The sequence below is a fragment of the Sphingopyxis sp. Geo48 genome (genome assembly GCF_949769155.1).
GTDB lineage: Bacteria > Pseudomonadota > Alphaproteobacteria > Sphingomonadales > Sphingomonadaceae > Sphingopyxis.
This window is the reverse complement of record NZ_CATKPA010000002.1, coordinates 743,041-765,739: the sequence shown is the minus strand read 5'-3', so window position 1 is coordinate 765,739 and position 22,699 is coordinate 743,041. Positions and strand designations below refer to the sequence as shown.

The 22,699-nt window shown below is 66.0% G+C and carries 19 protein-coding genes; 7 read left to right on the top strand and 12 right to left on the bottom strand.

Annotated features, from left to right (window positions below; all coding sequences use genetic code 11):
* The first annotated feature begins 142 nt into the window (after positions 1-142).
* Both mutL and QOL79_RS10450 read left to right on the top strand, forming a co-directional pair.
* On the top strand, positions 143-1,963 hold the full coding sequence (gene mutL / locus QOL79_RS10455; protein WP_283419562.1) for a DNA mismatch repair endonuclease MutL: 1,821 nt from the start codon (positions 143-145) through the stop codon (positions 1,961-1,963).
* A gap of 1 nt (position 1,964) precedes the next feature.
* Positions 1,965-2,495, top strand: coding sequence for a hypothetical protein (locus QOL79_RS10450; RefSeq protein ID WP_283419561.1), 531 nt, complete (start codon positions 1,965-1,967; stop codon positions 2,493-2,495).
* Here QOL79_RS10450 and QOL79_RS10445 read toward each other — a convergent pair whose 3' ends face one another.
* From QOL79_RS10445 to ychF, 5 genes are all read right to left on the bottom strand, one after another.
* Positions 2,496-3,689: an alkaline phosphatase family protein gene (locus QOL79_RS10445; RefSeq protein ID WP_283419560.1), complete on the bottom strand. Its 1,194-nt coding sequence runs from the start codon at positions 3,687-3,689 to the stop codon at positions 2,496-2,498.
* Positions 3,690-3,734: 45 nt separating this feature from the next.
* Positions 3,735-5,303: an alkaline phosphatase D family protein gene (locus QOL79_RS10440; RefSeq protein ID WP_283419559.1), complete on the bottom strand. Its 1,569-nt coding sequence runs from the start codon at positions 5,301-5,303 to the stop codon at positions 3,735-3,737.
* 71 nt (positions 5,304-5,374) lie between these two features.
* A complete protein-coding gene (locus QOL79_RS10435; protein ID WP_283419558.1) occupies positions 5,375-6,697 on the bottom strand; it encodes a hypothetical protein in 1,323 nt (440 codons plus the stop codon).
* Between the two features lie 42 nt (positions 6,698-6,739).
* On the bottom strand, positions 6,740-7,033 hold the full coding sequence (locus QOL79_RS10430) for a hypothetical protein (RefSeq protein WP_283419557.1): 294 nt from the start codon (positions 7,031-7,033) through the stop codon (positions 6,740-6,742).
* Positions 7,034-7,103: 70 nt separating this feature from the next.
* Positions 7,104-8,201: a redox-regulated ATPase YchF gene (gene ychF, locus QOL79_RS10425; RefSeq protein ID WP_058456612.1), complete on the bottom strand. Its 1,098-nt coding sequence runs from the start codon at positions 8,199-8,201 to the stop codon at positions 7,104-7,106.
* 235 nt (positions 8,202-8,436) lie between these two features.
* On the opposite strand from ychF, the gene QOL79_RS10420 reads away from it, so the two are divergent.
* Positions 8,437-9,087 carry a CAP domain-containing protein gene (locus QOL79_RS10420; protein ID WP_283419556.1) on the top strand — a complete coding sequence of 217 codons (651 nt, stop codon included), beginning with the start codon at positions 8,437-8,439 and terminating at the stop codon, positions 9,085-9,087.
* Positions 9,088-9,147: 60 nt separating this feature from the next.
* Positions 9,148-10,305: a serine hydrolase domain-containing protein gene (locus QOL79_RS10415; RefSeq protein ID WP_283419555.1), complete on the top strand. Its 1,158-nt coding sequence runs from the start codon at positions 9,148-9,150 to the stop codon at positions 10,303-10,305.
* Between the two features lie 21 nt (positions 10,306-10,326).
* On the opposite strand, the gene QOL79_RS10410 is transcribed toward QOL79_RS10415, so the two are convergent.
* The 7 genes from QOL79_RS10410 to QOL79_RS10380 form a co-directional block, all read right to left on the bottom strand.
* Positions 10,327-12,198 carry a PhoX family protein gene (locus QOL79_RS10410; RefSeq protein WP_283419554.1) on the bottom strand — a complete coding sequence of 624 codons (1,872 nt, stop codon included), beginning with the start codon at positions 12,196-12,198 and terminating at the stop codon, positions 10,327-10,329.
* Positions 12,199-12,409: 211 nt separating this feature from the next.
* Positions 12,410-12,979, bottom strand: coding sequence for an aminoacyl-tRNA hydrolase (gene pth / locus QOL79_RS10405; RefSeq protein WP_283419553.1), 570 nt, complete (start codon positions 12,977-12,979; stop codon positions 12,410-12,412).
* A gap of 65 nt (positions 12,980-13,044) precedes the next feature.
* Positions 13,045-13,671, bottom strand: a complete 627-nt coding sequence (locus QOL79_RS10400) for a 50S ribosomal protein L25/general stress protein Ctc (protein WP_197410158.1) — start codon at positions 13,669-13,671, stop codon at positions 13,045-13,047.
* Between the two features lie 109 nt (positions 13,672-13,780).
* Positions 13,781-14,674 carry a TraB/GumN family protein gene (locus tag QOL79_RS10395; protein ID WP_283419685.1) on the bottom strand — a complete coding sequence of 298 codons (894 nt, stop codon included), beginning with the start codon at positions 14,672-14,674 and terminating at the stop codon, positions 13,781-13,783.
* Positions 14,674-15,600 (bottom strand): TraB/GumN family protein, encoded by a 927-nt coding sequence (locus tag QOL79_RS10390; protein WP_204993031.1) that lies wholly within the window; start codon positions 15,598-15,600, stop codon positions 14,674-14,676. The genes QOL79_RS10395 and QOL79_RS10390 overlap by 1 nt, the downstream gene beginning before the upstream one ends.
* Before the next feature lie 62 nt (positions 15,601-15,662).
* Complete coding sequence (locus QOL79_RS10385) at positions 15,663-16,274, bottom strand: hypothetical protein (RefSeq protein WP_283419552.1); 612 nt, start codon at positions 16,272-16,274, stop codon at positions 15,663-15,665.
* Positions 16,264-16,479, bottom strand: coding sequence for a helix-turn-helix transcriptional regulator (locus tag QOL79_RS10380; protein WP_058456620.1), 216 nt, complete (start codon positions 16,477-16,479; stop codon positions 16,264-16,266). Before QOL79_RS10380 ends, QOL79_RS10385 begins: the two co-directional genes overlap by 11 nt.
* A gap of 247 nt (positions 16,480-16,726) precedes the next feature.
* Here QOL79_RS10380 and QOL79_RS10375 point away from each other — a divergent pair, with 247 nt between their 5' ends.
* From QOL79_RS10375 to ppdK, 3 genes are all read left to right on the top strand, one after another.
* Positions 16,727-17,608, top strand: a complete 882-nt coding sequence (locus tag QOL79_RS10375; protein WP_283419684.1) for a glycine--tRNA ligase subunit alpha — start codon at positions 16,727-16,729, stop codon at positions 17,606-17,608.
* The gene (glyS, locus tag QOL79_RS10370) at positions 17,605-19,911 is read left to right on the top strand and encodes a glycine--tRNA ligase subunit beta (protein ID WP_283419551.1); all 2,307 of its coding nucleotides are present in this window, start codon (positions 17,605-17,607) and stop codon (positions 19,909-19,911) included. The genes QOL79_RS10375 and glyS overlap by 4 nt, the downstream gene beginning before the upstream one ends.
* A 111-nt stretch (positions 19,912-20,022) precedes the next feature.
* Positions 20,023-22,683, top strand: a complete 2,661-nt coding sequence (gene ppdK / locus QOL79_RS10365) for a pyruvate, phosphate dikinase (protein ID WP_283419550.1) — start codon at positions 20,023-20,025, stop codon at positions 22,681-22,683.
* Positions 22,684-22,699 lie beyond the last annotated feature (16 nt).

The window sequence follows — 22,699 nt, the reverse complement described above, 5'->3', positions numbered from 1 at the left end:
TAGAATTTTGACTCCGCATGTCCCGCCGTCAACAGCAGCAATCAGGGGGAGAGTCCGGCCTGTCCGAACGGATGGCTGGAGAAAATGATCAGGCTGTGCGGATGGGTCGCGATTTGCGTCCGACTGCGCTAGGAGAGCTTCCATGTCAATACGCCGCCTGCCGGAAAAGCTCGTAAATCGGATCGCGGCCGGTGAAGTGGTTGAAAGACCGGCCGCGGCGCTCAAGGAGCTGGTTGAAAACGCCATCGACGCCGGCGCGACTCGCATTTCGGTGCGAATCGCCGAGGGCGGGATGGCGCGGCTGGAGGTCGAGGACGACGGTTGCGGAATGACCGCCGCCGACATGGCGCTGGCCCTCGAACGCCATGCGACCTCGAAGCTGCCGACCGATGCGATCGAGGACGTCACGACGATGGGTTTCCGCGGCGAGGCGCTGCCCTCGATCGCGAGCGTCGCGCGGCTGACGCTCGAAAGCCGGGTTGCCGGTGGCGACGGGTGGCGACGCGTGGTCGACAATGGCGCCGTGATCGCCGAAGGACCGGCGGCGCTGGCGAAAGGGACACGCGTTCTGGTCGAGGATCTGTTCGCGCGCGTTCCGGCACGGCGCAAGTTCCTGCGCAGCCCTCGCAGCGAATATGCCGCCTGCCTCGACGTCGTGAAGCGGCTGGCGATGGCGCGCCCCGACATCGCTTTCGTCGTCGAACATGACGGGCGCCGCGTCCTTGACGTGCAGGGCGGACAGGATCAGCTGTCGCGGGTCGCCGCGCTCACCCAGCGCGAGCTGGCGGCGAACAGCATCGGGGTCGATGTGGAACGCGGCGCGGCGCGGCTTGGCGGCGTCATCAGCCTGCCGACCTACAATCGCGGCATCGCCGACCATCAATATCTGTTCGTCAACGGGCGCCCGGTGAAGGACCGGCTGCTCGTCGGCGCGCTGCGCGGCGCCTACGCCGACCTGCTCGCGCGCGATCGCCATCCGGTCGTCGCGCTGTTCCTCGATATTCCGACCAGCGAGGTCGACGTGAACGTCCATCCCGCGAAGACCGAAGTGCGGTTCCGCGATCCGCAACTCGTTCGCGGGATGATCGTCGGCGGGCTTCGCCGCGCGCTCGACGAGCATGGGTTCCGTAGCGTGCAGCGTCCCGCCGAGGCGGCGCTGTCGGCGTGGCAGCAAGAGCCGGTGCCGCCGCCCGAGCCCGCAACCGGGTTCCTCTTCGGCCGCCGCACCGAGCCCGCCGTCCACCTGTTCGGCGCCGACATCACGCCGGCGGGCGAGGATGTCGCGCGCGTCTATGACCGGCTCGTGCCCTTTGCGTCGGCGGCGCCCGCGCCGCCCTCGGGGCGCGCCGAGGTCGCCGTCGCGCCCCCGCCGATGGCCGGCGAGCACCCGCTCGGCATCGCGCGCGGCCAGATCGCCAACACCTATATCGTCGCCGAGGCCGAGGACGGGCTCGTGATCGTCGACCAGCACGCCGCCCACGAACGACTCGTGCTCGAACAGCTCCGCCACGGCATGGCGGGGCGCGCCGTGCCGTCGCAGGGGCTGCTGCTGCCCGAAGTCGTCGAACTTGACGAACCCGCATGCGACCGGCTCGAAGCCGCCGCGCCGCAGCTCGCCGCGCTCGGCGTCGAGCTCGAACGCTTTGGTCCTGCGGCGGTCATGGTGCGCGCGACGCCCGCGATGCTCGGGGCGATCGACATGCAAAAACTCGTCAACGACATCGCCGACGATCTCGCGGGCTATGACGCCGCGCTCGGCCTCTCCGAAAAGCTCGAACTCGTTGCCGCGACGATGGCGTGCCACGGCTCGGTGCGAGCCGGACGGACCCTCAGCGTACCCGAAATGAACGCGCTGCTCCGCCAGATGGAGGTGACACCGCATTCGGGCCAGTGCAACCACGGCCGCCCGACCTGGGTGAAACTCGCAATGGACGATGTGGAGAAACTGTTCGGAAGGAAATAGGATGAGGTCTTTCGCAATCGCACTGCTATTGGCGGCATCTTCCGTACCGGTGCCTTTCGTGATGGCTGCCCCGGCCAAAAAGCCCGACGCCTGCCCCGCCAAACCCGTCCTGCCGCCCGAGCTGTCAGGCTGGGCGCGGAACAGTTCGAACAAGACCATCTACGGCTATGGCGACGCCCGTGCTGCCGACTGGCCGCCGCTGGCGGCCGCGCGCACCGGGCTCGCGCTCCACCGGTACGAAAGCCTCAGCTACTGGATCGCGCCCGCGCGCGAGCCCGATCCGTTCAAGTTCGGTGGCATGGTGCCGATCATCGTCAAGAAACCCGGCCGCCTCACCGTCGCGCTCGACGAGGGGGCGTGGATCGACCTGGTGCGCGACGGCAAGGCGGTGACGTCGGTCAGCCACGGGCACGGCCCCGCTTGCTCGGGAATCCGCAAGACGGTCGACTTCGACGTGACCGAAGGCCGCTACCTGCTCCAGATCGTCAACGCGCCGAACGCCTCCATCCGCGCGATGGCGGTGGTGCGCTGATCAGCGCGGCAGGCGTTTGACGAGCGCGCCGCTGGCGTCGCCCGGGATCGGCGCGACGCCGATCAGCCGCATGAGCAGCGGATAGACTTCGATATTGTCGACGATGCCGACGTCACCCTTCAGCGGCGTGCCGCTTGCCACGAAAAGCGCAAGCATCTGCGGATCCTGATTGTCATAGCCGTGGGCGCCGCCCTTGACCGGCCATTGCGGCGGGCCGGCGAGGATCGACCAGCCGGGCGCGGCGATGCAGATGATCGCCGCGACGCGCGGATTCTTGCCATAGTGCAACCGCTCGGGCAGCTCCTCGCGCCGGTTGCACGTCATATGGTCGTGCGGCTTGAGCAGTGCGTCATAGACGCGGTTGTCGGTCCCCGCGGCGGGTTCGATCGCGGCATAGGGGCCCGTCTCGACCGCGATGATGCTGGGCAGGTCGATCAGGTCGGCCAGCTGGATCACGCGGCTTTCGTCGATCGCGCGCATCCCGTGATCGGCGACGACGAGCAGCTGCGCCGGCTGGCCCATCGCAGCGAGCCCTGCGACGAGATCGCCGATCCGTGCATCCACCTCCGCGATCGCGGCGTTCACTTCGGCGCTGTCGGGACCGAACTCATGCCCCGCGCTGTCGACCGCCTCGAAATAGAGCGTCACGAAGGCCGGGCGGATGTCGGCGGGACGGCGCATCCAGTCGAGGATCGTGTTGACGCGCTGCGCATAGCCGACATTCTCGTCGTAGCGGAGCCAGTCGGGCGGACGTATCTCGTGGATCGCGACCTCGCTGCCCGGCCAGAACATCGTCGCGGTGCGGACGCCGGCCTTGTTCGCGGTCACCCAGGCCGGCTCCGCCTCGTCCCACCAGAAGGGATCGAGCGACTGCTTGGGGTCGCCAAGGCTGAACTTCACCGCGGGTCGCCGCGGGTCGATCATGTTGTTGCCGGTGATCCCGTTGGTGTCGGGGCGATTCCCGGTGACGATCGCATAATGATTGGGGAAGGTCTTGGTCGGAAACGACGGGCGCAGCGCGCCGTGCGCGCCCTCGGCCGCCAGCTTCGACAGGGTCGGCGTGATGCCGCGCTCCCGATAGTCGGCGCGAAAGCCGTCGATCGAGATCAGGATGGTGACGGGCTTGCGCACCTCCTGCGCCTGGGCGGGGCAGGCGGCGAACAGCAGCAGAAGAAGCGGGAGAATGCGTATCATGCGCGGGCCGCTATGCCCGAAATATGACCGCGCCGCGACAAGGGCTCAGGCCATCTTGATCCCGGCGACGTCGCGCTCGACCACCGCGGTCGCGCGCTTCGACAGCGTGTTGGTCGGCGTCGTCACCTTGTCGACGACCATGAAGTGCGATTGCCATGCTTCCTTGCCGACCTCGCACACGACATAGCCGCGCTGGTCGTTCGCGAATTTGAGCTCGGGGTTCAGCTTCAGGAACACGTCGGTGCCCTTGCGCTGGTCGCTGCCGTCGCCGCCGCTCGAGATTGAGGTCGCGACGACTTCGGCTCCGACGACCTTGGCCCTGTGGACCAGATCGCCGCAGAAATTCTGATGCTCGTCGCCGGTCAGCACGACGGTATTTTTGAGCCCCGCGAAACGCGATAAAATGCGCTCGCGCGGGGCGTCGTAACCCGGCCAGCTGTCGAGATTGACGATCTTCTTCGGCTCGTCCTCGCGGCGGCGGCGGTCGAGCGACATCATCGTCACCTGCTGCGCGATGCCGTTCCACGTCGCGCCGCCTTCGCCGAGATTCTTCGCGAGCCAGTCCTCCTGCGCCTTGCCGAGCACCTGCGCATCCTTGGCAAACACTTCGGGGCACGCCGGCTTGAAGCCGTCGCCGCACGGCTGATTGCTGCGATACTGCCGCGTATCGAGTATCTGCATCGCCATCAGATTGCCGTAGCGCAGCTCGCGGTTCGCCGCGATGAAGCCGCCGCGCGGGAGCAGCGCCTTGCGCACCGGCATATGCTCGTACCACGCCTGGAACGCCGCCTGGCGGCGTAGCATGAAGACTTCGGGCGGCGGCGCGTCGGGGTCGTTGCCGTCGAGGTCCATCTTCCAGTCGTCGTAAACCGAGACCCAGTCGTTGCGGATCTCGTGATCGTCGAAGCTGGAGACGAACGCGTGCTGCGAGCGCGCCGCCTGCATGTCGATGTCGAACAATGTCTGCGAATAGGCGGTGCGGAAGTCGCCGAGATCCTGGAGTCCGCGTAACGCATATTGGCGCACCGGCCGGACGGGCAGACCGTCGGGAAACAGGTAATCCTGCCGATACTCATAGATGAAATCGCCGTAGTGGTAGACGAAGGCGAGGTCCTCGCGGGCGAGATGACGGTACGCGCCATAGAAGCCCGATTCATAATGCTGGCAGCCGCAGACGCCGAACGTCAGCGCATCGACGTTGGCGCCGACCGGGGGCAGCGTCTTCGCCCGCCCGCGCAGGCTGCGCTCGCCGCCTGCGTTGAAGCGGTAATAATAGGGGCGGTTCGGCTGGAGCCCGGCAACCTCGACATGAACGCTGTGGCCGAGTTCCGGACGGGCGAGTTCGGTTCCCTTGGCGACGACCTCGCGAAAGCCGCTGTCGGGAGAGACCTCCCAATCGACAGGCACGTTGACTGGCGGCATCCCGCCGTGCGGCGCCATCGGCTCGGGCGCGAGGCGCGTCCAGATGACGAAGCCATCGCTCGCCGGATCGCCCGCGGCGACGCCAAGCCCGAACGGAAAATCGCGGAAGATGCCGGCCTCCGCGCGCAGAATCGCGGGCGCCGAGAGCCCGGCAAGCGTCGCAGTAGCAAGAAAATGGCGGCGGTTCAGCATGGCCGGGCTCCGTGGGGCGGAAAAGGGGGGAGGCGAATCACTGCCCCTCGATAGCCCAGCCGTGCGTTACATCAACGACCGATGCTCAGCCGAGCGAACACGGTCGCGCCGATCGGGTTCTTGCCATAGGCGGCATCGAGCAGTCGCGGCTTGTCGAACGCCGCGACGCTGCCGCCCAGCGCGAGGTTCAGCGGCCCGGTGAGCGGAATGCGATAGGCATAGCCCGCCTGGAATTTGGTTACGCGGAACGGCACATCGTGAAGCGGGTCGTCATGGTCCGAAAACAGCTCGTCATTTTTCACATTCTCAATACGTCCGAACAGCGTGTGATGATCGTCGATGTCCCAATTCACCTCGGCGAGATACGCCGTCAGCGTGTCGCCGGGATCGCGGTTCTTCGCACTGAACGCTGCGCTTGCGCACAGACCCTTGCCGTTCGCATATTGGAGGCTCGCGGTGGTGCGATGCTCGTTCTCGCCCGGATGCTGCGCCTCGGGTTCCTTGAGGCGCGCATGGCTGACCTGCAGCGCCCATTCGGGCGTTGGGGTCCACGTACCACGCACTGCCCAACTGTCGAAGCGCGGCGTTTCGATGTTCCAGCGCTTCTCGTCAGGCTCGCGGCCGGTGAAGAGCGAGCCCTCTAGTTGAAACGTCCGCGTCTGATAACCCAACGTCGCGACGCCATAGGTGATGTGCGTCGAATCGAACCAGTGGTGGGTGATCGGCGCCTCGGGATTATAGCGGGCGCTGCCGCGGTGCATGAAGGCGCTCGGCCCGATGGCTGGCTCGCCGACGGGACCGCCATAGAGGAAGATGCGCTCGCCATTGTCGCCGACATTGATGTCCACCCGAGCCGCCAGTTCCATGAATAGGTCGTGCGGATGTTGGCGATCGACAAGCGGCTCGCCGCCTGCGGTCTCGCCGGTCGCGAACAGGTTGGGGTAGCCGCGGTTCGACATCAGCGGCTCGAGGCTCATCATCGTTTTGAGCTGGATGCGGCCCCATCCGGTGTCCTTTTCGCCCGACAGCATCAGCATCGACTGGATAGTGGCCTTGTCGTCGCCGCGCGGCCCCGACTGGTCCGAATAGACGCCCCAGGCGAAGCCGTGCGCCATGACCATCCAGCCATCGCCGACGTCGATGTGGAGGCCGCTATGGCCGCCTTCGTTGGCGGGCAGGCGCGCGGTTCCCGACCCCTCGGCGGGGCTTGCCGGATCGCCGTGGCCCACCGCCGAATGGTCCATCGCCGAATAATCCATCCGCGCATGATCCATCGGTTCGTCGCCTGAGGGTGTTCCGGCGGACATGTCATGTCCTCCATGATCCTGCGCGGCTGCGGACGGCGAAAAGAAGGCAAGCGCCACGGCGCCCGCCAGAAAAGGCAGTTTCGACATAAAATTTCCTGACAAAGAACGGGAATGGGGTTTCCGTCTTCGTCAGATGCGGGGGGGCGGGGTACTCGGCGGCGCGTTGGCGCCCGCGAGCGCCGTCATCGGCTGCGCAACGGGCGCGGCAGGGGGAAGGGGCAGCGGTGCTTCCGCGGCCGGCAGCGCCGGATTGGCGACGCAGCCGATGCAGAAATGACCCACTTTGCCGGCATTGCCGTCAGGCTTGTGCGTGGGTTGCGTGCCATGACAATCGACCGGCGCGCTCTGCCCCTGCGTCGGCAGCGCCATCGCGGGCAGCGACAAGCCGATCAGAAACAGCGCGAGGAACAAATGCCGCAACATCGCGCCGCCCCTAGCACGGCGAGTGGGCAAGAGGAAAGACGCGGCGGCAAAGCCGTTTTCGCATCTCCGCCTAGCTATGCAGAAAGTGCATGACGTCGCCGTCGTGGACGACATAGGCCTTGCCCTCGGCGCGCAGCTTGCCGGCTTCGCGCGCCTTCGCCTCGCCGCCGAGCGTGACATAATCGTCATAGGCGATCGTTTCGGCGCGGATGAAGCCCTTCTGGAAATCGCTGTGGATTTCGCCCGCGGCCTCGGGTGCGGTCGCGCCGGTGCGGACGGTCCACGCGCGCGCTTCCTGCGGGCCGACGGTGAAGAAGGTGATGAGGTGAAGCAGCTCGTAGCCGGCCCGGATGACGCGCGCGAGGCCGGTTTCGTGCAGGCCCATCTCTTCGAGGAATTCGAGCCGGTCGGCCATGTCCATCGTCACCAGCTCGCTCTCGATCGCCGCCGAGACGACAACGGCCTGCGCGCCCTCGGCCGCCGCCTTGGCGAAGACCTTTTCCGAAAAGGCGTTGCCCTTCGCCGCGCTGCCTTCGTCGACGTTGCAGACGTATAGGACGGGCTTCGAGGTCAGCAGCTGTGCGGTCCGCAGCACACGAGCTTCCTCGTCATCCTTGGGTTCCACGAGGCGTGCGGGCTTGCCGTCACGCAAAAGGTCGAGCGCCTGGCCGAGGACCGACGCGGCGATCTTCGCCTCCTTGTCGCCCTGTGCGGCCTTCTTGGCAAAGGCGGGAACGCGCTTTTCGAGGCTTTCGAGGTCGGCGAGCAGCAGTTCGGTCTCGACCGTCTCGGCGTCGGCGACGGGATCGACGCGGTTTTCGACATGCTGGATGTCGTCATCTTCGAAACAGCGCAGGACATGGACGATCGCATCGACCTCGCGGATGTTGCCGAGGAACTGGTTGCCCAGCCCTTCGCCTTTCGACGCGCCGCGCACCAGCCCGGCGATGTCGACGAAGGCGAGCTGCGTCGCGATGATCTTCTTGCTGCTCGCGATGGCGGCCAGCTTTTCCAGCCGGTCGTCGGGCACCGCGACATTGCCGATGTTCGGCTCGATCGTGCAGAAGGGATAGTTTGCCGCCTGCGCCGCCGCGGTTTCGGTCAGCGCGTTGAACAGGGTGGACTTGCCGACGTTGGGCAGGCCGACGATCCCGCATTTGAAACCCATAAAAACTCCGTGAGGTTTGGCGCGCTGCTGGATGGAACGCCATGTCTTGCCCGCGCCCCTAGCGCCAAGTCGCGTCCGATGCCAGCCATATGGCGCGCCAGACCCGCCGCAGGACGATGCGGGTGGTCCGGCGAAGACGGAGTTCGCGGTGCAGCGGCGCATGGGTGCGCCGAATCGAACAAGGGACCGGGCGAAAGTTGCGGGACATTCAGACGCGGTGCGCTACGTCCCGCATATGCGAAACCGATTCCTGATCGCGGGACTGGCTGCGACGGCGATGTCCGCCGCCGCCTCCGCCGCGCCCTCGGGCTTCGAGGCGGCGGTGTTCAAGGATCTCAACCATTTCCGCGACGATCCCGCGGCCTATGCCGATGACCTGACCGGCTATCGCGATCGCTTCGACGGCAAGCTGCTGATCGCCGAAGAGGGCGAGGACATCGACATCATGACCAACGAGGGCGTCGCCGCGGTCAATGAGGCGATCCGTGCGTTGCGGTCGGAGGCGCCGCGACCGTCCTTCGTCTGGAGCGACATGCTTCAGCGCGCCGCCGCCGACCATGTCGCGGTGCAATCGCGGTCGGGTGCCGTCGGTCATTATTCGAACAACAGCGATCCCGGCGTCCGGATGCGCGCGCGCGGCGGCGGTCCCTATGTCAGCGAGGTCATCACCTATGGCCACCAGACGCCGCCGGGGGTTATCCACCAGTTGCTGATCGACGATGGCGTGCCGGGGCGGGGGCACCGCTTCAGCCTACTGCGCAGCGACCTGCGCTATGCCGGGGTCGCCTGCGGGTCGCACCCACATTATCGCCTGATGTGCGTGATCCTGATGTCGCCGACGCGCGACGGCACCGCACCCCCGCCGCCGCAGCGATCGGCGCCATAGACGCCTTGTCAACTGTATTGCCAGAATATAGCGGTGATCTCGCTGAAAACAGGAGCGATCATGATCCGACGTGCGAAAATGGCCCTGATCCTGCCGCTGCTTGTCGGGGCCATGCCAGCCGAAGCGAAGCCGTTCCCCGACAAGGCCGCGATTGCGTCGACCGCGCAAAAGGCGATGGCTGCGACGGGAGCGCGGGGCCTGGCAATTGCGGTGATCGATCGCGGGAAGGTCGTGTCGGTGCAGAGCTTCGGCGCGCGCAACGCCAAGGGCGATCCGTTGACGCCTGACACCGTCATGTACGGCGCCTCGATCACCAAGGCGCTCTTCGGCTATTTCGTGATGCGGCTGGTCGACGAAGGGAAGGTCGATCTCGACCGGCCGATCGCAGCGATGATGCCGAAGCCGCTTCCCGACTACGGCAATCTCGACGCCTATGGCGCGTGGGGCGATCTGGCGGGCGACGATCGCTGGCGGGCGATCACGCCGCGGATGATGTTGCAGCACAGCACCGGCTTCGCCAATTTCTCCTTCCTCGAACCCGATGGCATGCTGCGCATCCATTTTGCACCCGGCAGCCGCTACAGCTATTCGGGCGAGGGGATGATCCTGCTCCAGTTCGCGCTCGAGCAGGGACTTGGCCTCGACATGGACCACGAACTGCAGCGGCTCGTCTTCGATCCGCTCGACATGCCCAGGACCAGCCTGAAATGGCGCCCCGATTTCGCCGATAATCTGGCCGACGGCTGGCGGCTCGACGGCAGCGTCGAACCGCACGACGAGCGCAGCCGTATCCGCGTCGCAGGGTCGATGGATACGACGATCACCGATCTCGCCAATTTTGTTGCAGCCTTCGTGTCGGGAACCGGTCTGGGTGAAGCCGCGCGCGCCGAACTTGTGCGGCCGCAATTGCCGATCCGGTCGGCTACGCAATTTCCTGTCTTGCAGGAGGACGCGCCGGCGTCCGAACAGATCGAGGGTCTGTCGGCGGCGCTTGGTGTCGTGACCTTTGCCGGGCCGCAGGGGCCGGGTTTCTTCAAGGGCGGGTACAATGATTCCACCCGCAACATGCTCGTCTGCCTCGAACGCGGGCAGCGCTGCGTGCTGTTGCTGTCGAACGACGCGCGGGCGGAGGCGGCGTCGCCGATGATCCTGCGGTCGATCCTCGGCGAAACCGGAATGCCGTGGGGATGGATCTATCCCGGCGTCAAATTTCTCTGACGCCGGGACGCCCCTTTTTGATCAGTTGCCGACCGGCTGATTGTCGGTGCGGCGAACGACGATCGTCGACGAGCGCGGTTGCTCGCCCGCGACCGGCCAGTTTCCGGTCGGGTGCTGGATGTTGACGAAGAAGGTCGTCAGATCCGGCGTATAGGCGATGCCCGTGATCTCGCAGCCGACCGGGCCGACGAGGAAGCGTTTGGACTGCTTGGTGGTCTGATCGACGTAGAACATCGCGTTGTGGCCGAACGCCTGGTCGATCGTGCGGCCCGACACGCCCGAGTTGCCCGGCACGCTATGATCGGTCTGCACCCACAGGCGCCCCTGCGGGTCGATGCGGAGGCCGTCGGGACTGGAGAAGCTGTCGCCGTTGATGTTGCCGACCAGGTTGGCGCCGCCCGACGACAGCGAGGGATCGCCGGCGAGGAGGAAAATCTCCCAGCTGAACCTGGTCGCCAGCGGCGAGTCGCCTTCCTCGCGGAACTTCAGGATATGCCCGTGCAGGTTGGTCACGCGCGGGTTCATCGGATCGGTGACGCGGCGGCCGCTGTTGTTGGTAAGCGTGACGAACACTGACTTGTTGTCGGGGGCGACGGTCAGCCACTCGGGGCGGTCCATCACGGTGCCGCCGGCGACGCGCGCCGCCGACTGGGTGTTGATCAGCACGTCGGCCTGGTTGTTGAAATTGACCGTGGTCGGCGTCGGCGGCGTCGTGCTCTGGCTGACGTTGCCCGGATCCTGCGCGCCCGCGGTCAGGCCGTTCTGGCCGGCGACCAGTGCGCGCCATTCGCCGCTGCCATCGGCATTGAAGCGCGCGACGTAGAGCGTGCCATAGTCGAGCAGGTCGGCGTTCGCCGAACGGATCGTGCTGTACGCGCGGTCGGGGACGAATTTGTAGATGCAGCCCGGCGTCGAATCGTCACCCATATAGAAAGCGACGCGGCGGTCGCTGTTCTGCATGAAGGCGACATTCTCGTGGCTGAAACGGCCCATCGCGGTGCGTTTGGTCGGCGGCGACAGCTCGCGCAGCGGGTCGATTTCAACCACCCAGCCATAGTTGGTCGCAGGCTGCGTCGGGTCGAGGTAATTGTCGGTCGTCTCTTCGCACGTCAGATAGGTGTCCCACGGCGTGCGGCCGCTCGAGCAATTGTTGAGCATGCCTTTGATCGGGGCCGACAGCAGGCCCGCGGCGGGGCCACCGGCGCGGTAGCTGCTGTTGCCGGTATAGCGCTTATTGTAGGTCGATCCCGCGCGCACCGCCCATTTGCCGTCGCTGCCCTTGGCGATTTCGACCACCGCGATGCCGACTGCCGACAGCGCCAGCGCCTTCTGGTCGGCGGTCGCGGTCGCCGCGTTGTAGCTTCCGGCCATCAGGATGTTGAAGTCGGGATATTCGAAATTGAGCGCGAGGAGCCCGCCAAGGTTCGGATCGGTGCCGGGCAGGCGGAAATATTCCATCCCGTCGTGATTGCCGCCGGCCCATTTCTCGGCGACGGCGGGGGTCGGGAAGCTGCCCGTATAAGCTGCGCCGGCCTCGACCGAATCGCCGGCTTTCAGCAGCACGTCGACCGTATAGCCGGCGGGCACCGTGACGCCATCGTTCTGGTTCGCCGCAACCGATGCGAAATTGATCGCGTAGCTCGCGGTCGGGGTAGGGGTCGGCGTCGGGGTCGGCGTCGGGGTCGGGTTCACCGTGACGGGCGGCGTGCCGTTATCGTCGCCGCAGGCGGCAAGCGCGGCGACGGGCAGCACCGACAGGCCGAACAGCCCGTTGCGAAGCAGCGAACGGCGCGACGGATTTTCGGCGACGATCGCCTCCAGACTGTTCGGTCCGTGAAGGTCGTCGGTGTCGCGGCGATAGGGCGCGCGCGCTTCGTCGGTGAGATGTGACATGCAGTCCCCTTTTTCGGTTGAGCCCCGGGACCCGGCGTCCCAGCCTTTTCCAGGTAGCTCCCGATTGCAGAGGGAGGTGTCAGGGGTGTTGCGTCACCGTGTCGCGAAGAAAGAATTTATATTACAAGGTTCTGACAATAGGTCGGTCAAGAATGGTGCGGACCGGCGAACCCGCCGCGCTGCCGGTTGCAACCCGGCGGTCATGCAGGTCTCACCCGTTCAGGCGCAGCGCAAGGTCGCTCTGGAAGCGCACGTCGTCGCCGTCGGCGAGCCACGTCGCCTCGGCCGAAATCGCGCCGAGCAGATCGGTCAGCGGCTCGACTTCGCTCTTGTGATAATTGCCGAGGACATGGCCGGTGACGCGGTCCTTGTGTCCCGGATGACCGATGCCGATGCGCACGCGGCGGAAATCGTCGCCGATATGCTGGATCAGGCTGCGTATGCCGTTGTGGCCCGCCGCGCCGCCGCCCTGCTTTACCTTTACCTTCATCGGCGCGAGGTCGAGTTCGTCGTAGAAGACGGTGACGTCCTGCGGCGTCAGCTTGTAGAAATCCATCGCGGCGCGCACGCTGCGCCCGCTTTCGTTCATGAAGGTGCCCGGTTTGAGGAGCAGGATGCGGTGCCGTCCGATGCGGCCGTCTTGGAACCAGCCCTGGAATTTCTTTGCCGGGGCCGGAAAGCCATGCATGTCGGCGATGACGTCGACGGCCATGAAGCCGACATTGTGACGATGCATCGCATATTGGGGCCCGGGATTACCGAGGCCGACCCAGAGCTGCATGGCGCTGACTTTCTGGGGAAAGAAGAAGCGCCCCTCCCATCGGGAAGGGCGCTCCCAAAAAGGGCTTAAGCTTCAGCCGTCGCTTCGCCGTCGTCCTTCGTCGTGTCGCCGTCGCTCGACTTGAGCGCCGACGGGGCGACGATGGTCGCGATGGTGAAATCGCGGTCGGTGATCGCGCTTTCGACGCCCTTGGGCAGGGTGACGTTGCTGATGTGGATCGAATCGCCGACGTCGAAGCCGGTAACGTCGATCGAGATTTCGTCGGGGATCTTGTCCGCCTCGCAGACCAGTTCCAGCTCGTGACGGACGATGTTCAGGACGCCGCCGCGCTTCAGGCCGGGCGAGGCTTCCTCGTTCGCGAACACGACCGGCACTTCGACATGGACCTTGGCGTCCTTCGAGATGCGCAGGAAGTCGGCGTGGATCGGACGATCCTTGACCGGGTGGAACGCAACGTCCTTGGGCAGGGTGCGAATGGTCTTGCCGCCAACTTCGATCATCACGACCGAGTTCATGAAGTGACCCGTCATCAGCTGCTTCATCAGCAGCTTTTCTTCGACGTGGATCATCAGGGGTTCTTCCTTGCCGCCATAGACGACGGCGGGGACACGACCGTTGCGACGCAGGTCACGCGAGGCTCCCTTGCCTCCGCGTTCGCGCGTCTCGGCCGTCAGCGTCAGCTGATCGCTCATAGTTTTTCTCCGAGTACGGTTACACAGTTCCGCCACGCCTCCAGGGATGACCATGACGGAAGCGCGGGCGCATAGCGGGGAAGCGGCGGAAATGCAAGCGCCGCGGCGGCTATTGCACGCGGCTGACCTTATAGCCCTCAGCTTCGAGCATTGCAGGAACGCTGTCGCTTCCGACCAGATGCCCCGCGCCCACCGCCATCAGCACGGTGCCCGGCCGCTCCATCCGCCTTTGGACCCAAGCGCTCCAGCGCCGGTTGCGGTCGGTGAGGATCGCCTTGCGCGCGGCAGGCACGCTGTCGACGTCCTCGTTGACGATCTTTGCCAGCGCATCGGCGTCGCCGCGCGACCAGTCGGCCGCCATCGCCTTGACATCGCGGACGGCGTCGCCCGCATGTTCCGCCGCGCGGACGAGCATCGCACGCTGCGCGGCGGGATCGAGCGTTTCGAACAGCATCAGCTGGCTCTCGGCGCTTTCGAGGCCCGATATCGGTTTCCCTGCGTTGTCAAACGCCGCCGTCAGGCCGGCCTCGACGCCGTCGGAGGGCGAGAGCGCGGCCTCGTCGGCGACGCGCTGCCCCATCAGGACGAGGATGGCCCAGTCGTCGAGCGCGTCGCCGCCGAAGTCGCTTCCGGCTTCGAGCCTGCGGTAAGCTGCGAGCGCGGTGGGAGGCAGCCGCGCATCCATCGCGAGCGGCTTCTCGCGCGGCGCCAGTTCGCGGAAAACCCGCCCCGCCTCGGCAAGTTGCCGCGGCGAGAGTTCGAGCACCAGCTCGTCCGCCGCCGCGACAGCCGTTGCGACCTTGCCGCCGTCCCAGTCGGTCCCGGCGGGCAGCGCGTGCATCGTGCCGAGCATATAGATATGCGTGTCGTCGTCCTCGACGAGCCACATCGCCGGACGCGCCTCGACAGCCGGCTGGCTGCCGCACGCTGCGAGCAGCAACGGGAAAAGGGCCGCCGCGATGCGGCGACCCCCGTGCCGGAAGGGGAAGGCCCCGGCCCGCATCACTGGATTCGCTGCGCCTTGAGCCCGCGCTCCGCCAGATAGTCCTGCACGCTCTTCTCGCCCGCGAGATGACCCGCGCCGACCGCGACGAACACGGTGCCCGGCTTGTCCATCCGCGTCTTGATCTGGTCGGCCCAACGCGCATTGCGATCGAACAGCAGCGTCTTGGCGAGTTCGGGCGTCGCCTCCATGCTCTCGTTCATCGTCACGGCCAGCCCGTCGGGATCGCCCTTGCCCCAGAGCAGGACCATCTTGTCGAGTTGCGGCCCCAGCTTGTCGATGTCCTTGACGACCGACTTCAGGAAGCTGACCTGCTCGACCTCGGGCAGCGTATCGAAGAAGCCGAGCTGTTCGGTGAGCGTCTCGAACCCCGAAATCGGCTTGGCCCCCGCCTTGGCCTTTGCCGTGAGCTGCTTTTCGACGCCCTGATTGGGGTCATAGCCGTGCTTGGTCAGCGGCAGCACCGACAGGGTGACCCCCGCGAACCAGGGTTCGAAGGCGTCGAAGGCATTGGCAGGCAGGCCGAGCCCGGTGAGCGTCGCCTGATAGGCGGCGAGCGTTTCGGGATCGAGCTTCTGCGGCAGCGGCTTGCCGCTCTGGTCCATCGCCATCGGCAGGGTCGCCTTGGCAACCTCGGCCTGATCGTCGGGCAGGACGAGTTCGAGCACCAGTTCGTCGGACTTGTCGAACGCCTTTTGCACCGCACCGTCGAACCAGCTGAGGCCTGGCTTCAGGACGTGGACGGTGCCGAACAGATAGACGGTGGTGTCGGCATCCTTCACCGCCCACAGGGCGGGCTTGACCTTGACGGTCGTTTCGGCAGCGGCGGGCTCCTTGGCCAGCGCGATGCTTGCGGGCTGCGCGGCATAGAAGGCGACGGGCAGGATCGCACAGGTCGCGGCAAGCGTCTTGAACCAGGTCTTCATCGAAAAACACCTTTCTTGATGGGCCTTATGGCCGGTGAAGTTGGGGAAGGGGAGAGGCGAGATCAGCGAAATTTGAACCAGAGATAGGCCAGCGCATTGGCGGTGAGCGACAGGGCGAAGAGCGGCATGGCCTCGACCGGCGGCGCGAGATCGGCTCGCGCCAGCACCCACCAGACGGGGCAGGGGAAAATGAAGGCATAAAATCCAGCCAGGCCGCCTCGACGGTACGCCAGCATTTCATGGTCGTCGACATTGCGGTGATAGATTATCAGCGAGACCATCAGTCCGACGGTCCACAGCAGCGACAGGAGGATCGCGACCGCGGGGCTGATGGCGTCATCGTTGAAAAGTCCGCCCGTGCCCGTCGACTGCAATAGGATCGCGGTCACAAAGCCGAGCGCCCCGGCCAGGAGCAGGCTGATCCAGTACAGGCGCTTGCGCGGCGACCAGCTGCGCAGCCAATCGGCGTGACGCCGGAAATAATAGGCGATCGCCGCAGCCCCGATCGCGAGCGCGACCAATGGGCCGATCCATGTCGCGAGCGGCTTGCCGCCTGCCTCGACGGTCGATTCATTATATCCCGCGAAGGCTCCGGCGAGCATCGCGGTGCCGATGCCGATGGCGATCGGGATTCCCATGCCCGGGGCTCCGCCCTGCTTGCGATCATTCGCCATTTTCCGCTCCCTTGAAACCGTCATCGAAAATCTCCTCGATCGGCATCTCGAACAACCGCGCGAGCTTGAAGGCGAGCGGCAGCGACGGGTCGTATTTTCCCGTTTCGATCGCGTTGACCGCCTGCCGCGAAACGTCGAGCCGGTCGGCGAGTTCGGCCTGGCTCCAGTTACGCATCGCCCGAAGCACCTTGAGCCGGTTCTCCATGCATCACCTTTAGTCATCCGAGCATGACATTGTGTCAGCTGTTGTTGACTAAATGACATGATTCGCTGACGGTGTCAACAACACCTTACATTCTGCAATGCGAGGGTGACATTGCCCCTATCATGGGCGCGCCGTCCCTTGACCGTGCGCCCCCGCTGCGCCAAGGGCGACGACACTTGTTGCACCTGCGAAAGACGGAAAAAAGGTGACCGAAGGGGCGGAAAAGAAAGTCCTGAGCTTTCAGGACATGATCCTGACGCTGCACGCCTATTGGGGCGCCCGCGGCTGCGCGATCCTGCAACCCTATGACATGCGCGTGGGGGCAGGGACGTTTCACCCCGCGACGACCTTGCGCAGCCTCGGTCCCGAGCCGTGGAACGTCGCCTATGTCCAGCCGAGCCGCCGGCCGACCGACGGCCGCTATGGCGAGAACCCCAACCGCCTCCAGCATTATTACCAGTATCAGGTGATATTGAAGCCGTCGCCCGCCGACCTGCAGGACCAATATCTGGGCAGCCTCGCCGCGATCGGCATCGACCCGCTGCTCCACGACATCCGCTTCGTCGAGGACGATTGGGAATCGCCGACACTGGGCGCGTGGGGATTGGGCTGGGAAGTCTGGTGCGACGGGATGGAGGTTACCCAGTTCACTTACTTCCAGCAAATGGGCGGCTTCGACTGCAAGCCCGTCGCGGGCGAGCTCACCTACGGGCTCGAACGCCTCGCCATGTATATCCAGAATGTCGACAATGTGTACGACCTGCGCTTTTCCGATGCGGTCGGCGACGTCGCGGCGGTCAGCTACGGCGACGTGTTTCTCGAAAACGAACGCCAATTCTCGAAATGGAATTTCGAGGTTGCCGACACCGACACGCTGTTCGCGGGTTTCAAGGCCGCCGAGGACGAGTGCAAGCGCGCGATCGAGGCGGGCGTGCCGCTCGCGGCCTACGATCAGGCGATCGAAGCGAGCCATCTGTTCAACCTCTTGCAGGCGCGCGGCGTGATCAGCGTGCAGGAACGCGCCAATTACATGGCCCGCGTGCGCGACCTCGCAAAGGGCAGCTGCAAGGCGTGGATCGACAGCCAGTCCGAACGCTGGACCCAAAACTATCCGGGGTGGACGTTGTGACCGATTTTCTTCTCGAACTGCGCAGCGAGGAAATCCCGGCGCGGATGCAGGCCGGCGCGCGCGCCGAGCTGGAAAAATTGTTCCGCGCGCAATTGAGCTCCGCGGGACTCGAAACGGGCGAGCTGACCGTCTGGTCGACGCCGCGGCGTCTGGCGCTGATTGCGAAAGATCTGCCCGAAGCGACCGCTGCGGTGAGCGAAGAACTCAAGGGGCCGCGCAGCAGCGCGCCGCCGCAGGCGCTCGAAGGCTTCCTCCGCAAGACCGGCCTTCGCCAAGACCAGCTCGAGGATCGCGACGGCGTCTGGTTCGCCGTGATCGACAAGCCCGGCCGCGCGACCGCCGAGGTGCTGGCCGAGGCGATCCCCGCGATCGTCCGCGGCTTTGCGTGGCCCAAGTCGATGCGCTGGGGCAAGGAAAGCGCGAGCAGCGAAAGCCTGCGCTGGGTGCGCCCGCTGTCGGGTATCGTCGCGATCTTCGGCGACGAACTGGTGCCGTGCGAAATCGGCGGCATCGCCAGCGGCTTCGCGACGCGCGGCCATCGCTTTCACTGCCCCGGCGAGATCACGATCGGCTCGGCGGCCGACTATGCCGAAAAGCTGCGTGCGTGCCACGTCATCGTCGACCATGAGGAACGCCAGGCGATCATCCGCGACGGTGCCGCCAAGGCGGCGGCCGATGCCGGGCTGAGCCTCGTCGAGGACGAGGGGCTGGTGATCGAGAATGCCGGGCTGACCGAATGGCCGGTGCCTTTGCTCGGCCGCTTCGACGAAGCGTTCCTCGAAGTGCCGCCCGAGGTCATCCAGCTCACCGCGCGCGTGAACCAGAAATATTTCGTCGTGAACGGGGCGGACGGCAAGCTCGCCAACGGCTTCGTCTGCACCGCGAACATCGACGCGAAGGACGGCGGGGCCGAGATCGTCGCGGGCAACCGCAAGGTGCTGGCGGCGCGACTTTCGGATGCGCGCTTCTTCTGGGAGCAGGACCAGAAGAAGACCCTCGCGCAGCACGCCGAAAAGCTCGCGAACATCACCTTCCACGAAAAACTGGGCACCGTCGCCGACAAGGTCGAGCGGGTGGCGAAGCTGGCGCGTTGGCTGGTCGAGCAAAATATCGTCGCCCCCGCGAAGGCGGGGGCCGCTGGCGGTTTACGCAGCGACGAAGGAGAAGCGTCTCTTGCGGCCCCCGCCTTCGCGGGGGCGACGGCTGAATTGGCCGACCAGGCCGAACTCGCCGCGCGGCTGGCAAAGGCCGACCTTGTCACCGAAATGGTCGGCGAATTCCCCGAATTGCAGGGCCTGATGGGCGGCTATTACGCCCGGGCCGAAGGCCTGCCCGATGCCGTCGCCGACGCGATCCGCGACCATTACAAGCCGGTCGGGCAGGGCGATGACGTGCCGACGGCGCCGGTGACGGTGGCTGTGGCGCTGGCGGATAAGCTGGATACGCTGGGTGCGTTTTGGGCAATCGACGAAAAGCCGACGGGCTCAAAGGATCCGTTCGCCCTGCGGAGGGCTGCCATCTCGGTTCAAGCGCTCATTCTGACAAACGAACTCAGACTAGGGCTAATTTCGGTCCTCGACAAAGTTACTCGCGCGGGCGGTGTTGCGATGAAGAACGCACTGGACGCAGTCGTCGTTCGGAAAATGCAAGCTGTCGCGGCTGATGGCATCAGTTCGACCGCTGCTACCGGACTCGTCGGTGTAGGGCTCAAGAAATTTGGCAACTATTCGGAGCAATTTGACGCGAGGGCGCATGATTTGCTCGACTTCTTCGCCGACCGCCTCAAGGTCCAGCAGCGCGAGGCCGGCGTCCGCCACGACCTGATCGACGCGGTGTTCGCGCTCGGCGGCGAGGATGATCTCGTGCGGCTGCTCGCGCGCGTGAAGGCGTTGCAGGCGTTCATGGCGGCCGAGGACGGCACCAACCTGCTCGCGGGATATAAGCGCGCAGCGAATATCCTGAAGCAGGCGGATATCTCCGTCGCCCCCGCGAAGGCGGGGGCCGCTGGGGATCGTGCGCCTAACACGACGGCCCCCGCCTTCGCGGGGGCGACGGATGTGGATCGGGCATTGCTCGCCGCGCTGGACACCGCCGAACCCGCCGCTTCCGCCGCCGTCGTCGACGAGCGCTTCACCGACGCGATGGCGGCGCTCGCCTCGCTCCGCGCGCCGATCGACGCTTTCTTCGATGGCGTGATGGTCAACGATCCCGACGAAGCGGTCCGCGCCTATCGCCTCGGCCTGCTGTCGCGCTTTACCGGCGCGGTCCATGGCGTCGCGGATTTCTCGAAGATCGAGGGCTGACGGCGGGCTATGCGCCGCAGCTTATAACGAACGAAGTAAAACTGAATCGACGAAGTGCGATTGCATACCTACCCAGCCGCAACCTCCTCCCCGGGGCAGCAGGAGCATAAGATGACGACGATGGTGCATTTGTTCGGCGGCGACGCGACCACGCGCGAACGCTCGAAGGAATTGCTGGGCGGCAAGGGGTCGAACCTCGCCGAAATGGCCTCGATCGGCCTGCCGGTGCCCCCGGGCTTTACGATCACCACCGACGTCTGCACCCAATATTATGCGAACGGCGAGCAATTCCCGGCGGGTCTCGCCGCGGAAGTCGCCGCGGGCATCGCGCATATCGAGGGGATCACGGGCAAGAGGTTCGGCGACGCCGCCGATCCTCTGCTCGTCTCGGTGCGCTCGGGCGCGCGCGTGTCGATGCCGGGGATGATGGACACCGTCCTCAATCTCGGGCTCAACGACCGCACCGTCGTCGGCCTGTCGCAAGCGTCGGGCGATCCGCGCTTCGCATGGGACAGCTATCGCCGCTTCGTCCAGATGTACGCCGACGTCGTCATGGGCCTCGACCATGCCGAGTTCGAGGAAGCGCTGGAAATCGCCAAGGAAGACCGCGGCTTCTATCTCGACACCGAAATGTCGGCCGAGGACTGGCAGGCGCTGGTCAAGGAGTATCAGGCGATCGTCGAGCGCGAGACCGGCGCGCCCTTCCCGCAGGAACCCAGCGACCAGCTGTGGGGCGCCGTCGGCGCCGTGTTCGCGAGCTGGGAAAGCGACCGCGCGAAAGTCTATCGCCGCCTGAACTCGATCCCCGGCGAATGGGGGACCGCGGTCAATGTGCAGGCGATGGTGTTCGGCAATATGGGCGACACTTCGGCGACCGGCGTTGCCTTCACCCGTGACCCCGCGACCGGCGAGCGCGCCTGGTACGGCGAATGGCTGATCAATGCCCAAGGCGAAGATGTCGTCGCCGGCATCCGCACGCCGCAATATCTGACCCTCGCCGCGCGCGAAAAGGCTGGCGCCAAACCGCTGTCGATGGAAGAGGCGATGCCCGAGACCTTCGCCGAGCTCGGCCGCGTCTTCGACACGCTCGAAACCCATTATCGCGACATGCAAGACATCGAGTTCACCGTCGAACGCGGGACGCTGTGGATGCTCCAGACGCGTTCGGGCAAGCGCACCGCGAAGGCCGCGCTTCGCATCGCGGTCGACATGGCGGCCGAGGGGCTGATCTCGGAAGAGGAGGCCGTCGGTCGCGTCGATCCCGGCGCGCTCGACCAGCTGCTCCACCCGACGCTCGACCCCAAGGCTCCGCGCGACGTGCTGACCAAGGGTCTCCCCGCGAGCCCCGGCGCCGCGTCGGGCAAGATCATGTTCGACGCCGACAGTGCCGAGAAGGCCGCGGGCATGGGCGAGGCGGTGATCCTCGTGCGCGTCGAGACATCGCCGGAGGACATCCACGGCATGCACGCCGCGAAGGGCATTTTGACGGCGCGCGGCGGGATGACCAGCCATGCCGCCGTGGTCGCGCGCGGCATGGGGCGCCCGTGCGTCTCGGGCGCGGGCGGGCTGTCGATCGACAGCGCGGCGCGCGTGCTGCGCGTTGCGGGCCGCGAACTCCGCGAAGGCGACATCCTGACCCTCGACGGCTCGACCGGCGAAGTCATGGCGGGCGAGGTGCCGACGCTTTTGCCCGAACTCGTCGGCGATTTCGGTACCCTGATGGGCTGGGCCGACAAGGTGCGCCGCATGAAGGTGCGGACCAACGCCGAGACCCCGCAGGATGCGCAGGTTGCGCGTGATTTCGGCGCCGAGGGCATCGGGCTTTGCCGCACCGAGCATATGTTCTTCGACGCGGCGCGGATCACCGCGGTGCGTGAGATGATCCTTGCCGACAGCGAGGATGGCCGCCGCGCCGCGCTCGCCAAGCTGCTTCCCGAACAGCGCGGCGACTTTGCCGCGATCTTCCGCGTGATGGCGGGCCTCCCGGTCACCATCCGCCTGCTCGACCCGCCGCTGCATGAATTCCTGCCGACACGCGAGGAGGATTTCGCCGACGTCGCCGAGGCCGCGGGCGTCGGGATCGAGGCGCTGAAGGCGCGCGCGAACGAGCTGCACGAATTCAACCCGATGCTCGGCCATCGCGGCTGCCGCCTCGGTGTCACTTACCCCGAAATCTACGAGATGCAGGCGCGCGCGATCTTCGAGGCGGCGTGCGACGTCGCCGCCGAAACCGGCGCCGCGCCGATCCCCGAGGTGATGATCCCGCTGGTCGCGACGCGCCGCGAGTTCGATCTGATGAAGGCGGTCGTCGATGCGCAGGCGAAGGCGGTGTTCGCCGAAAAGGGCCGCGAGATTGCCTATCTGGTCGGCACGATGATCGAACTGCCGCGCGCCGCGCTGATGGCGGGCGAGATCGCCGAAACCGCCGAATTCTTCTCGTTTGGCACCAACGATCTCACCCAGACGACGATCGGCATCAGCCGTGACGATGCAGGGCGCTTCCTGACGCAATATGTCGACAAGGGCATCTTCGTCACCGACCCGTTCGTCAGCCTTGATGTCGAAGGCGTCGGTCAGCTGATCGAACTCGCCGCCGAACGCGGCCGCGCGACGCGCAGCGGTATCAAGCTCGGCATCTGCGGTGAGCACGGCGGCGACGCGCCCAGCATCCATTTCTGCGAAAAGACCGGCCTCGATTATGTCAGCGCCTCGCCCTACCGTGTGCCGATCGCACGGCTTGCGGCCGCCCAGGCGGCGCTGAAGAGGGGGTAGGAAGGCGCCACGACGA